This is a genomic window from Thermosipho africanus Ob7 (genome assembly GCF_003351105.1).
Taxonomy (GTDB): Bacteria; Thermotogota; Thermotogae; order Thermotogales; family Fervidobacteriaceae; genus Thermosipho; species Thermosipho africanus.
In genome coordinates this window covers 76,082-88,794 of sequence record NZ_NKRG01000003.1, presented here as the reverse complement: position 1 = coordinate 88,794, position 12,713 = coordinate 76,082, and the positions used below count along the sequence as shown (strand labels likewise).

Genomic DNA, 12,713 nt, shown 5'->3' with positions numbered 1-12,713 from the left:
CTGAGATAACTTAAATATCTCAGAAGTCTTTGCATTGTTTTATTTGAAAATATCAACTTTATTTTTACTGTTTAAATACCCTACAACTATTTCATTTAATTTTGGATACCTACCAATTTCTTCATCTGTTTTTATAAGAATTTTGTCACCTACAAGTCCTATAACTTCTCCAGAGGTTATTTTTTCTTCTGAATCTATTATTTTGTGTTTTTCTTTAGCATCATCGATGTAATCTTTGTAAATAACCTCACCGGATTTAATAATAGCAATTTTATCTGCGTACTCTTCTATTTCAAAGATTTCATGTGATGAAATAATAACATATTTTCCAAGGTCAGCATAATTTCGAATTATTTTCATTATTTCAAGTCTTATTGTAGGGTCAAGATGTTGGGTTGGTTCATCTAAAAGTAATATATCTGCATTAGTTGACACAGAAAGTCCCACAAGAAATAATGTTTTCATTCCTTGTGAATATTTTTCAACCTTTTGATTTAAATCAAGATTGTATTTTGTAATAAATTTTTGAAATACATTTTCGTTCCATTCAGGATAAATAGATGACCAAATTTTTTGATAATCTTTTCCTGTTAAATTTTGAAAAAAGACTCTATCTTCTGGAACGTATGATATTTTATATTTTTCTTCTTCAGTAAATTCTTGATCGTCTAATATTATTTTTCCACCATCTTTTTTTATAACAAACGAAATACAATTTAGTGTTGTTGTTTTTCCAACACCATTTGGACCTATTAGTGCAAGAATTTCACCTTCTTCTACTTCTAAAGAAACGTTATTTAGAACGAATTTATTTTTGAAAGACTTTTTTAAATTTTCAATTTTTAACATAGCTTTCACCACCTACATATAATTTAAATGCAATAAATAATAATGCCAAAGAAAATAATATTGAGCCTATTAAACTTTCTTGCCTTATTGGACTAATTAAAATGTAAGGATTGAAATTAGCACCTAGATGTGATGAACCTAGATTTGAAAGTATTGCATCAAAGATAATGAAAAGTATAGTAATTGCAAAATTATCTCCATTTAGAGACGATGCTATTATACCTATAGAATAAATTGCTGTGGAAAATATTAGTGGACTTAATATATATTTTAATGAGTATCTGGAAATCAATAGTGAATTAAAAAATGAAGTTGAAAAAATTAAAAGAATTAAGAAAAAGTATAAAATAAAGAAAACGTCTTTTTTTGTAAATGGAAGGTAATAAAAAGATTTGTCTTTCTTATTCTTTATTTTTGATGCAAGTAGCAAATTGGATATGAAAAATATTGAAAAAAGATTTAAATGTGGTATAAATAGAAGAAAAAACCAGAAAAACCATCCGCCACTTTTTTCTTTTAGAGTAATTTCAAAGAGATTTTCAATCTTTTTCATCTTTCCACACCTCCTCGAGGATTATAAACAAAGTATTAAGGTCTATTTTTGTGCTTTTAAGTTTTTTTATAGCCTCTTTTACCTCTGCCATTATAGTTGGAGCAATTTGAAGCTCTTTACTTACAAAATAGCCAATTCCTTGTTCAGAAGTTATGTACCCTTCAAGTTTAAGTTTTTCAAGTGCTTTTAAAACTGTATTTATATTTACCTGAAAAATTTCTTTTAATTTTCTAACAGGCAATAGTTGCTCGCCTGGATTTATTTTTCCAAGAAGTATTTCAGCCTTAATCATATTAACAATTTGAATGTAAGATGGTATCCCACTGTGTTTATCAACAGGTCTTAGCATAAGAATCACTCCATACTATTTTTCTAAGATAATTTTTGGACCATCAACGTTTATAGTTGCACTTTCATAATTTTTCACTTTTACAGTGCCGCTTGTACCATCAATATTTAGAATTTTTGGATTATCTGAAAGAAAATTTATAGTTGCATTAATAGCAGTACCATCTATTATTGTTTCTTTATTTAATTTGCCAATATTTAAATTTATATTTATACTTGTACCATCTATTTTTATTTGTTGAAAATCAAATGTTCCAGAAAAATTAAGAGCTGTTCCATCGATATAAGCGTAATTTCCTATGAAAAAATCGGATAAATTAATAGCTGTACCAGATACGTGCAGATATTCACTTTCTATTGAACAGTTTTTCATGTTAATGGCAGTACCATTCAAAATTAGATTATCAAGTTTTGCTTTTCCGTTTATTTCAATTTTTGTTGCAGAAATTTTTAAGTTTTTAAGGTCTTTAGTTCCTATTTTGATTACAAAATAATAATTTTTTGAAAAATACCCATAATTGTTAATTTCAATTTTTTTATTGTCTGTTATTAAATTAAGCTTTGATGGAAATTCTATAGAATCTCCATCTACTAGCTCAATAATTACTCCATTTTGATTTTTAATGTTTATTGTTATATCACTGTATATTGGGAATTGCTTCTTATCAGGTTGAATAATATATTTTTCATTTGAACTTACTTCAAAATTTCCAAAAAAGTTGTAGAATTCAAAAAAATTAGTTGAAAATCTTTTTGCCGATATAAAGGGTATAGAAAATATGAAGACTAATATAAAAAATACAATCTTTCCTTTTTTTAAGATAGTAGAAAAAATAAATAATCCCACTATGAACAAAATTATCTTAATGGTCCAAAGTGGTATTAAAAATGATAGTAGCCCAATAACTAAGACTAGAATTAATTTGGAAAAAGTAGGATAGCTATTAAAAAACTTCATACATTTAACCCCCTTTTTTGTTATAAATATATAGTGTTCTATAAAAGTATAACACACAAAACAAAAAAATCAAATAATTTATTAAAAATTTGATTTAAAAATTTTAAAACCCTAATTTTGTGAGGTTATCTGGATTTATTTTCTTTTTAATATCTTCAACTGAAATAGAAAATTTTTCTGATAATAATTTTATTGCTTTATCAACATCGTAATTTGATTCTTTTACTGCCTGTGAAACTTCATTATACCCAAATATATTTATAAGTGGGGTAAGGTTTGATATAGATTTTTCAAGATTTTCTCTGCATCTTTCTTCGTTTGCCTTAATGTTTTCAATGTAATTTGAAAGAGAATAACATGCATTTTTTAACAAATTAATTGATTTTAATGTATAGTGAACAATTAAAGGTGAAAATTGATTGAGTTCAAGATTTCCAAGCGCACTTGCGTGGTTTATCATACTATCGTGTGAGAAAACAACTAATGAAATTTGCATAACATATTCAGGTACTACCGGATTATTTTTTCCCGGCATTATAGAACTTCCAATTTGAACTTTTGGAAGAATTAATTCTCCTATTGAAGTATTTGGCCCACTACTAAGTAACCTAATATCATTAGAAATTTTGTATAGGTTTACTGAAAGAGCCTTTAAAAGACCGTGAATTTCAGAAAAAACATCCATATTTTGAGTTGCATCGATTAGATTATCAGCTTTTGCAATTTTCACATTACATATTTCTCTGAGTACATTAACTATTTTTAATACGTAATTTTTTGGAGCTCCTATTCCAGTACCTATTGCAGTGCCTCCAATATTTACGTTTCTTATTCTTTCTTCCACTTTGTTTAATCTCCACCTATCTCTTGCAAGTGCATCTGCCCATGCTCCAAATTCCTGACCAAGCATTATTGGTGGGCCATCCATTAATTGTGTTCTTCCAACTTTTCTTATTCTGTAGAATTCTTTTTCTTTTGCTTGAATTATTTCTTGAAGCTTAATTATTTGATCTATTAATTCCCTAAGTCTTACAATTATGGCAATTTTACCCGCTGTTACAAATGTATCATTGGTTGATTGGTGAAGGTTAACATGTTCAATTGGTTTTACATAACCAATTTCTTTATTTAAAAGTTGTGAAGCTCTGTTTGCAATTACTTCATTGATATTCATGTTAACCGATGTACCAGCGCCACCTGAAAGAGGATCAACAATAATATGATCTTTTAAAGTTTTCCATTCATCACATGTTGAAATTATTGCATCTGCAATATTTGAATCTAAGTATCCTAATTCTTTATTTAATGTTGCAGCTGCCTTTTTTATCATAAAATATGCCCAGATGAATCTTTCATCAAATTTTTCGCCCGTTTCTGGAAAAAGTTTATGTGCTCTGTAGGAGCTTATACCGTATAGTTTGTCATCTTCAATTTCGACTTTGCCAAGATAGTCTTTTTCTTCTCTCATATTTCCACATCCTTAAATGGACTTAAAGCCCTTTCTAAAACACCGTGAAGGTATGAAATTGCAACACCATAATTTGTCATTGGAATACCTAACCTTTTAAACATCCTAACTCTTCTCATCATTGAATTCCTGTTCATTACACATCCTCCGCAGTGTATAACAAGCTTTGCATCTTCTATTTCATTTAATTCAGGCATATCAACACCAGCCCACACTTTAAATTCAAGTGCTGCGCCGGTATGATTTGTAAGCCATCTTGGGATCTTAACTCTTCCAATATCTTCTGTAAGTGGTCTATGGGTACAACCTTCCATAATTATTACTTTATCTCCGTCTTTTAAGTTTTCAATATGCTTTACACTTTCTACAAAATAATTTAGATCACCTCTGTATCTTGATTCAAGTATAGAAAACGTTGTAAGTTTTATTTCTTCAGGTACATCAGAAACTACTTTCATTACACTTTGAGAATCAGTTACCACAATCTTTGGCTTCATTCCTATGTTTTCAAGTGCATATCTTAATTCTCTTTCTTTGACAACAAGAACTAATGCTTCCTTATCCAAACCTTCTCTTATTGCGTGCACTTGTGGCATAATTAACCTTCCCTTTGGTGCTCCCAGATCTATTGGAACTACCAAAACTACAAGATCTCCCCCATCTATTAAATCAGAAAGATATGGAATTTCATCATCTTTAGGAATTACAGAATCTATTACATTTCCAATATTTTCAAAACCTATCTTTTTTAAGGCGGAAACTTTAACTATTGGTACATTAAATTTTTTATACGTTTCTTCAACTTCATCACTGTTTATTGTGTCTATTTTATTAATAACAATAATATATGGGATTTCTAATTGTTTGAAAATTTCTACTATTTGGTGTTCATATTCTTTTGGTTGACTGTCAACTATTAGTATTCCACAATCTGCTCTATATAAAGTTTTTTTTGCTTTTTCAATTCTTTTTTGACCAAGTTCTCCAATATCGTCAAGTCCAGGAGTATCTATTAAAGTAACAGGGCCAATTGGAGAAAGTTCCATGCTTTTAAATACAGGATCGGTAGTTGTCCCTGCTACGTTGCTAACTATTGAAACATCTTGTCCAATAAGTGCGTTCATAAAAGATGATTTTCCAACATTTCTTCTTCCTGTAATTGCTATATATTTTCTAAATCCTCCACTTGCTATCATTTGTTCACCCCTTTTTTAAACTAACAGCTATTGTCGTTAATAATTATATCAGAAAATGCTAAAACAATGAATAGGCAAAACAAATTAAATTAGAATAGAATAATTTATAGACATAAAAGGCAGAAAGATGCGTTATCGCATTATTCAAATGTTAAAAAAGAAACGGCATTTGGTGATGGGGTAATATAGTTTAGGAGAAAATGATGAGACAACATCCATTTTTTGTGTAGATCATATAGAGTTATAATAGTGCAGAATAAGCAATTATGGTATAATAATTAACAAGAATAAAATATTTTGGAGGGCTAATATGGAAAGAGAAGAACTTATAAAAAGGATAATAGAGGAAAAAGGAGAACAAGCAATAGATGATTTAATAAAGCTTTTGGAGGATGAAGATTCTCAGGTTAAAGAGATTGCATCAGAAACTTTATTTAAATTGGGAGAAGCTTCAAAAGATCCTTTATACAGGGAATTTAAAAAAAGACTCCATGAAGGTAATAGGAATGATATAACGCTTCTTTATATTATAGATTTACTTGCTGATCTTGGAGATGAAAGGATAAAAAAGGATCTCTATAATGTGTTATCGCTTTTTGATTTTGAAGAAGCAGAATTAATAATTTATGAAGCGCTTTCAAAACTTGGAGATGGTGAAAAAGTTTATAAAATATTGAGATATTTTCTCCTGGAGGATGCTGATAGAAAAAAATATGGCGCGCAAGCTGCAATTGCGCTTTCTTACATAGAAATGCCCGAAGTTGTTAAAGATTTGGTTCAAGCAATAGATAGTGGTGATTTTTCTGGTGAAGATCTAGAGATAATAAAAAAGGCTCTTTCAAATATTGTGACAAGAAACTCTATGTACTATGAAATACTTAAAAAGTTAGTTGGAGATAAAGATGAAGATTACTTGGGAGGATAAAAATGGATTTTAATGAATTTAAAAAAATGCATCAAAAAAAAGTGGAAGAGTACATTGAAAAAGTTATTTTGGAAAATAAAGTCAACCCACCAAAACAAATAGAGTCGTTAATTAAGAGGATGGTAGAGTATTGTTTAAGACCAGGCAAAAGAATACGCCCTCTTTTATTTTTATTAGGTGCAACTTCATATGCAAAAAAAGAATTAGATTATGAAAAATTATATAAGATAGCTGCGGTAATAGAAATTATGCATTGTTTTCTTTTAATTCACGATGATATAATGGATCGGTCTACTTTAAGACGGGGACTTCCATCATTGCATGTAGTTTTTTATGAAGAATTTAAAGAAAAAAATAACAATGAAAAAATTGGTGAAGATTTGGCTTTGGTATTTGGTGACATACTATTTTTTATTGCTATCAGACAGCTAAGTAAATTGAATTTATCATCAAAATTTTTAGAGGAGTTTTCAAATTGCTATATAAACACAGGTTATGGTCAAACACTTGATGTTTTATATTCTCTAGGAAAATATAAACCAGATGAAGATAAAATTTCTCTTGAGATTGCTAGATTGAAAACGGCATATTATACATTTTTTTATCCATTTTATCTAGGGGTGTTACTTTCAAATGAGAATATTGATAAGAAAAAGATTGAAGATGCAATTATTCCAGCAGGAATAGCCTTTCAAATTAGAGATGATATTATAAGTACATTCGATGAAAAATCTGGAAAATCTAATGTTACAGATATTTTGGAAGGTAAATTAACTGCATTAATTGATTTTGGAGAGTATGATGAAAAATTTTTTGAAGTTTATTCAAAACAAGAAAAATCTTCCGAAGAAATACAATATATTTTAGATCAGATTTTAAAAAGTGGAGCAATTAAAAAAGCTAAGAATGCTATGTATACTTTGTTTGAAGAATCAATCTCAAAAATAAGAAAGTTAGATTTAAATGATACTTCTAAAGATATTCTAATAGATCTAATATCCAGATTAAGGAGTGATTAGTTTTGCCCAATTTTAATACGCATGTAAATTTTGGAATTTATTTTTACCCCTTTGTCTTGCTTATTTACAAGATAGCTTCTCAATTTTTGAATTTTTCAATGCCCGAAGATAAAATTATTGCTATAGGTTTTTTGATATTTGTTCTTTCTTCCGATATGCCAGATATTGATCACAATCATTCTCTTTTACACAGATTTGTAAAATTACTTACTATTTCAGCGGCAATTTATTTTGAGTTTACTGGAGAAATTATAATTTCTTATTTTAATTTAAATGTTGAAGATGTGTTTTTAAGATTTTTGTTTTCTTTTCTTTTTGGAATATTAATAGGCATTTTGTATGAGCTAATTATACCACGTCATAGAGGCCCTTTACATACAGTATGGGCATCTTTAATATATGGTGGTATTATTGGGTATGGAACATTTTATATCACTTCTAATTTAAATAATGCACTATTTCTTGGTATAATTTCAGTATCTGGGTATGTACTGCATTTAATACTTGATCGTTATTTTGTAGAAAAAGATGGAAAATTAGGAATAAGGTGATAGGTTATGTTTATAATTGGGATTGGAGGAGGAACAGGTTCGGGAAAGACAACTGTAGCTCAGAAGATAAATGAGATTATAGGGGAGTCAAATAGTGTTATTTTGCCAATGGATAACTATTATAAAGATATGAGTCATGTGCCTTTTGAAGAAAGGAAAAAGTATAATTATGACCACCCTGATATGATTGAATTTTCTTTGCTTGTAGATCATTTAAAAGAACTTTTGGATGGAAAAAGCATAAAATTGCCCGAGTATGATTTTGCACAGTATACTAGAACCGGAAATTTTACATTATTAGATCCAAAACCGGTGATAATAATTGAGGGTATATTTGCGTTGTACTACGAAGAATTAAGAAAGTTTTATGATCTTTCCATTTTTGTTGATGCAGAAAGTGATGTAAGGTTTATAAGAAGGCTTGAAAGAGATATAAAGGAGAGGGGAAGAACTATAGATAGTGTAATAAATCAATACTTAAACATGGTAAAACCAATGCATGATGCATACGTTGAACCAAGTAAAAAATATGCAGATTTAATAATTCCACGTGGTGGTTTTAATGAAAAGGCAATTAATGTAGTTGTTGAATTTATATTTAAGAAAATGTCTCAAAATTGAACTTAGAAAAGAGGTGTATTTTATGTATTATAAAGTATCGAGGGATCCTATTCATGCTGAAATTTTTATGTATCCACTTGAAATAATAGCATCAGATACGAAAGCAATGCAAAGGTTGAGATATTTATCACAACTTGTAGGTTCAGAATATGTTTATCCATGTGCAACTCATACACGTTTTGCACATTCTCTTGGAGTAATGCATATTTCTGGAATGTATGCTAGCCATTTGTTTGGAGATGATCCAGCAAAAGTTAGGATTTTAAGACTTGCAGGGCTCTTACATGACATTGGTCATGGACCTTTCAGTCATCAATTTGACGAGGTAGTTTACAAAAATATGGGGTTAGAAGACGGTCATGATGAGTACCGTGAAAAAATTTTGCTTGAGTATATGCCTAAGGCAATGTATAAAGTCTTTGAAAGAGCACCTGAAAAATTAAAGAACGCTGTTTTAGAAGATCTCAATATGGTATTGGGAGAAGTTGACGATTTAGAAGATGACTTTAGAAAAGTCATGGAAAAGGTCGTAGAAACTTATAAAGGTGAAAATGAAGGTACAATAGAATTTGCTGTGATACAAGGACCCCTTGGTGCCGATAGAATGGATTTTGTTTTAAGAGATTCATATTTTGCAGGAACAAGAGGATTCGGAACAGGTTCTTTAGATAGGCTTGTAAGAAATTCCATGGTTGTTGAAAAAGATGGTAAAAAATTTCTGGCATATAATATCAAGGTGATTGATGAGATTTATACTACATTGTTTGGTAGGTTCATGATGTACAAGAATGTTTATTTCCATAAGACGTCACGTGCAGCGGATTTAATGATTCAAGATTTATTGGAGCTTTGTTATAGACCTTTAAAATTAAAAGAGAGAGTGGAAAATCTTGAAACATTTATGGAATTAACAGATCAAAGGATAATTAATGAAGTTGAAATATGCTTTAATCAGATAGTGGAAGAGTATAACATAAGTTCTTTTGAAGATACAAAAGAAAAGATCTTAAATTTTGAGATAGATTTGCAACCAGTAGAGTTAGATATAGTTATGGCTTATGAAATTGTAGAAAGGTTGAAGAATAGAGATTTTTGGAAGACAATCCTTGAAACTCCATTTTCAGTTGAGGGTATAGATCCATCAGCGGCAAGTCAAGGATTTGCAATGGATATTTTACAAAAGATAAGGCTAAGGCTAGAAAAGGCTGTTGAAATATCTGATGAATCAGATAGAGAAGAGTTGTTAAAAATACTTTCAAATTTTGATGAAATATTTAAGGTTGATACACCGTATAAATTATCTCTTGTTCATCCTGATGAATTTTTAAAGAGCAATATTTATATTTATGATTCTTGGAAAGAACACGTACTTTCTTTTGACGAATATGTAAGGGAATATCCTGCTTATAAATTAATGACTAGTAATTTGATTCAAATTGTAAGGTTTTATGTAACAAAAGATGTAAGAAATTTACTTGAGAAATATAATATTATCCCAAAAGTGGATACATCTCTTACTACGAGGTGGTAATGTGCTCTTACTTTTTGATGTGGGAAATACACATACAACAATTGCCTTAACAAAGGATGGAAAATCATTTGATATTAAAAGGGTTTCTACACATTCCATCCAAACAGAGGATGAATTGTATGTATTTTTAAAGATGTTTTATAGAAATGATTTTAAAGATATAGTGGTTTCTTCGGTAGTACCGAATATAAACTATATATTTGAATTTTTTGCAGAAAAATATTTAAATAAAAAGGCTATATTTGTTAGTGCTAAAGAGTATAATGAAATTATTTGGAATGTAAATACTCCAGAGGAGATAGGAGCAGATAGAGTTGTTGATGTAATTGCTGCTAGCAGAGATTATGGAAAAGATGCAATAGTTGTTGATTTTGGGACAGCAATTACAATAGAAGTATTAAAAGAGAACAGATATGAAGGTGGAGTAATAATTCCAGGATTTAATATGATGGTTAATGCGCTTTTTAAAGGAACCGCTAAATTACCAAAGGTTGAATTAAAACCTTCAGATACTTTTGTTGGAAAAGATACCGGATCAAATATTAGAATCGGGGTTATAAATACAATTCTTGGAGGTATAGATTATACTATTGAAAGAATAAAAAGTGATTATGATTTGAAAAGCGCTCCTATAATATACACAGGAGGTCAATCAAAACTTATAAGGGAATATTTGAAAAAAGATATAATTTACGACTTAGAACTCGGACTTAGGGGGATTTATTACTTTTATGAAAATATTGCTTGTTAATCCATGGATAGAAGATTTTGCAGCATATGATTTCTGGTTAAAGCCAATTGGGCTTTTATATATTGCTTCATATTTGAAAAAGTTAGGAATTGAAATACATTTTATAGATTTAATGAATAGGCATGATAAGTCTTTACAAAAATTTACAAAAGTCCCCAAAGATAAGTTTTATGGTACAGGAAAGTTTCCATTTGTAGAGATAAAAAAACCTGATGTTTTGGCATTTGTTCCAAGAAAATACAAACGTTATGGTGCTCCAGAACAGTACTTTTATGATAAACTTAAGGAAGTTGGAAATGTTGATGCTATTTTTGTAACTTCAACATTAACTTACTGGTATCCAGGATATTGGGATACGATTAATTTTTTAAGAGGCTACTACGGTAATAAAGTTCCAATATTTTTTGGAGGATTTTATGTAAGAAATTTACCACAACATGCAAGGAAAACTAATGCAATAATTTTTCCATTTAGTGATTTAAATAGAATTCCAAAGATGTTGGAAGATTTGACTGGTAAAAGTGTTAAAAGGATAGGCATAGATTGGTTTATGGAGCTTTCGCCATTGTATGATGTATATGAAAATATTGGTTATCTAGTATTTTTAACTACTTTGGGATGCCCATTTAAATGTTCGTATTGTGTTGCTCATAAATTATGGGATGGAATAAAGTTTAGAGATCCTGAAAGGGTTGTTAGTGATATTGAAAGGTATGTTGAAAAATTTAAAGTAAAAGATGTAGTATTTTTTGATGACGCATTTTTGGTAAATTCAAATAAACATGCAAAGGTTATATTAAAAAAACTTTTAGAGAAAAATTTTAGTAAGGATATTAGATTTCATCTCCCAAATGGTATACATGCTAGACTCATAGATGAAGAGCTTGCATTTTTAATGAAAGAACTTAATTTTAAAACTATAAAATTAGGATATGAAACATCTGGAGAATTACAATTAAAAACTGGTGGAAAGGTAGTTGATAAGGATTTAGTTAACGCAGCAAGAATTTTAAGAAATGCAGGTTTTACTGAAGAAGAGATCTCTGCTTATATTATGGTAAATATACCGGGACAAAAGGTTGAAGATGTTATAAATGCGATGAAGATATGTAAAAGTGAAGGTATAAGTTTTTCAATTAATGAGTTTACACCAATTGTGGGAACTGAAGATTGGTTAAAACTTGTCAGTGAAGGAAAACTAAGCGGAAAAGAAGATCCAGTGTTATTGAATAATACAGTGTTACCTTTCTGGTGGAAGCATGGTATGGATGAGCAAACAGTACAAAATTTAAAAATGCTTGCTCGTGAGATTAAAGAAGGTGATTGTTACGATTGAAAAAGTAATTATTAATCTTCTTACAGGATTTTTAGCAGTTATACTGGTTGTTTATCCTAGAGAATTGTTAAAAGCACATCTTGTTGTGTTAGCAGGAGATAGTACTCCAAAAAAGTTAAAAAGGACTTCGCTGAATCCGTTCGTACACCTTGATCCTATAGGAACAACAGCTTTTATATTATTTGATTTTGGGTGGTCAAGACCAATACCGGTTGTTCCAATGAAAAATAGAAGAATAAGAAAAGTTTTAATTTTTTCTTCACTGATTGGTTCGATTTTAGGTGTTGGATTATTTATTCTGTATGGTATAATAGCAAAAGAAGTTGATAATAAATTTGTATACGTTACTTTTTATAAAGCATGTAAATGGAGTTTAACTTATGCTATTTTTTCTTTGTTTCCTATTCCTCCATTGGATGGTTCAAAGCTTTTAGGTGCTTTTTTGCCTGATGAATACTGGGATTGGTATATAAAATACGAAGTTTATGGTATATTATTTTTATTGGGTATGTTATTGATATGGATACTTCCTATGATTATGGAACCATTTGTTAATTTCATAAATCATATTACAGACATTTTGATTATAGGAAAAGGGGGATGAGGT

Annotated in this window: 14 protein-coding genes; 8 read left to right on the top strand and 6 right to left on the bottom strand. The window is 29.5% G+C overall.

The features are described 5' to 3' along the window. Positions 1-39 precede the first annotated feature (39 nt). From OB7_RS04120 to hydF, 6 genes are all read right to left on the bottom strand, one after another. Positions 40-849: an ABC transporter ATP-binding protein gene (locus tag OB7_RS04120; protein ID WP_114702599.1), complete on the bottom strand. Its 810-nt coding sequence runs from the start codon at positions 847-849 to the stop codon at positions 40-42. Continuing rightward, positions 836-1,402 carry a hypothetical protein gene (locus OB7_RS04115; protein WP_004102008.1) on the bottom strand — a complete coding sequence of 189 codons (567 nt, stop codon included), beginning with the start codon at positions 1,400-1,402 and terminating at the stop codon, positions 836-838. Before OB7_RS04115 ends, OB7_RS04120 begins: the two co-directional genes overlap by 14 nt. Beyond that, entirely contained in the window at positions 1,389-1,751 is a 363-nt protein-coding gene (locus tag OB7_RS04110) for a GntR family transcriptional regulator (RefSeq protein WP_012580259.1), read from the bottom strand. The genes OB7_RS04115 and OB7_RS04110 overlap by 14 nt, the downstream gene beginning before the upstream one ends. A 15-nt stretch (positions 1,752-1,766) precedes the next feature. Next, entirely contained in the window at positions 1,767-2,708 is a 942-nt protein-coding gene (locus OB7_RS04105; protein WP_012580260.1) for a hypothetical protein, read from the bottom strand. A 103-nt stretch (positions 2,709-2,811) separates the two neighbouring features. Next, positions 2,812-4,176 carry an aspartate ammonia-lyase gene (locus OB7_RS04100; RefSeq protein WP_004102025.1) on the bottom strand — a complete coding sequence of 455 codons (1,365 nt, stop codon included), beginning with the start codon at positions 4,174-4,176 and terminating at the stop codon, positions 2,812-2,814. Continuing rightward, the gene (hydF, locus tag OB7_RS04095) at positions 4,173-5,372 is read right to left on the bottom strand and encodes a [FeFe] hydrogenase H-cluster maturation GTPase HydF (RefSeq protein WP_004102027.1); all 1,200 of its coding nucleotides are present in this window, start codon (positions 5,370-5,372) and stop codon (positions 4,173-4,175) included. The genes OB7_RS04100 and hydF overlap by 4 nt, the downstream gene beginning before the upstream one ends. A gap of 310 nt (positions 5,373-5,682) precedes the next feature. Between hydF and OB7_RS04090 the strand changes: the two genes are divergently transcribed. Genes OB7_RS04090 through OB7_RS04055 form a run of 8 tightly spaced genes read left to right on the top strand, consistent with a single transcriptional unit; the run spans position 5,683 to position 12,710 of the window. Continuing rightward, on the top strand, positions 5,683-6,297 hold the full coding sequence (locus tag OB7_RS04090) for a HEAT repeat domain-containing protein (protein WP_114702598.1): 615 nt from the start codon (positions 5,683-5,685) through the stop codon (positions 6,295-6,297). 2 nt (positions 6,298-6,299) lie between these two features. After that, positions 6,300-7,316 (top strand): polyprenyl synthetase family protein, encoded by a 1,017-nt coding sequence (locus OB7_RS04085; protein WP_114702597.1) that lies wholly within the window; start codon positions 6,300-6,302, stop codon positions 7,314-7,316. Positions 7,317-7,318: 2 nt separating this feature from the next. Continuing rightward, complete coding sequence (locus OB7_RS04080; RefSeq protein ID WP_004102031.1) at positions 7,319-7,867, top strand: metal-dependent hydrolase; 549 nt, start codon at positions 7,319-7,321, stop codon at positions 7,865-7,867. Positions 7,868-7,873: 6 nt separating this feature from the next. Then, positions 7,874-8,488, top strand: a complete 615-nt coding sequence (gene udk / locus OB7_RS04075) for a uridine kinase (RefSeq protein ID WP_004102032.1) — start codon at positions 7,874-7,876, stop codon at positions 8,486-8,488. A 22-nt stretch (positions 8,489-8,510) separates the two neighbouring features. Next, the gene (locus OB7_RS04070) at positions 8,511-10,019 is read left to right on the top strand and encodes an HD domain-containing protein (RefSeq protein ID WP_114702664.1); all 1,509 of its coding nucleotides are present in this window, start codon (positions 8,511-8,513) and stop codon (positions 10,017-10,019) included. 1 nt (position 10,020) lies between these two features. Further along, a complete protein-coding gene (locus OB7_RS04065) occupies positions 10,021-10,770 on the top strand; it encodes a type III pantothenate kinase (RefSeq protein WP_004102036.1) in 750 nt (249 codons plus the stop codon). After that, positions 10,751-12,106, top strand: coding sequence for a B12-binding domain-containing radical SAM protein (locus OB7_RS04060; protein WP_004102039.1), 1,356 nt, complete (start codon positions 10,751-10,753; stop codon positions 12,104-12,106). Before OB7_RS04065 ends, OB7_RS04060 begins: the two co-directional genes overlap by 20 nt. Beyond that, a complete protein-coding gene (locus OB7_RS04055; RefSeq protein ID WP_004102041.1) occupies positions 12,090-12,710 on the top strand; it encodes a site-2 protease family protein in 621 nt (206 codons plus the stop codon). The genes OB7_RS04060 and OB7_RS04055 overlap by 17 nt, the downstream gene beginning before the upstream one ends. Positions 12,711-12,713 lie beyond the last annotated feature (3 nt).

What these genes read in the sequence shown, in the direction of transcription:
- OB7_RS04100 (WP_004102025.1), bottom strand. Translation starts at nt 4,176, where the DNA reads ATGAGAGAAGAAAAAGACTATCTTGGCAAAGTCGAAATTGAAGATGAC.
- OB7_RS04090 (WP_114702598.1), top strand. Translation starts at nt 5,683, where the DNA reads ATGGAAAGAGAAGAACTTATAAAAAGGATAATAGAGGAAAAAGGAGAA.
- OB7_RS04070 (WP_114702664.1), top strand. Translation starts at nt 8,511, where the DNA reads ATGTATTATAAAGTATCGAGGGATCCTATTCATGCTGAAATTTTTATG.
- OB7_RS04115 (WP_004102008.1), bottom strand. Translation starts at nt 1,402, where the DNA reads ATGAAAAAGATTGAAAATCTCTTTGAAATTACTCTAAAAGAAAAAAGT.
- OB7_RS04060 (WP_004102039.1), top strand. Translation starts at nt 10,751, where the DNA reads ATGAAAATATTGCTTGTTAATCCATGGATAGAAGATTTTGCAGCATAT.
- hydF (WP_004102027.1), bottom strand. Translation starts at nt 5,372, where the DNA reads ATGATAGCAAGTGGAGGATTTAGAAAATATATAGCAATTACAGGAAGA.
- OB7_RS04085 (WP_114702597.1), top strand. Translation starts at nt 6,300, where the DNA reads ATGGATTTTAATGAATTTAAAAAAATGCATCAAAAAAAAGTGGAAGAG.
- OB7_RS04120 (WP_114702599.1), bottom strand. Translation starts at nt 849, where the DNA reads ATGTTAAAAATTGAAAATTTAAAAAAGTCTTTCAAAAATAAATTCGTT.
- OB7_RS04105 (WP_012580260.1), bottom strand. Translation starts at nt 2,708, where the DNA reads ATGAAGTTTTTTAATAGCTATCCTACTTTTTCCAAATTAATTCTAGTC.
- udk (WP_004102032.1), top strand. Translation starts at nt 7,874, where the DNA reads ATGTTTATAATTGGGATTGGAGGAGGAACAGGTTCGGGAAAGACAACT.
- OB7_RS04110 (WP_012580259.1), bottom strand. Translation starts at nt 1,751, where the DNA reads ATGCTAAGACCTGTTGATAAACACAGTGGGATACCATCTTACATTCAA.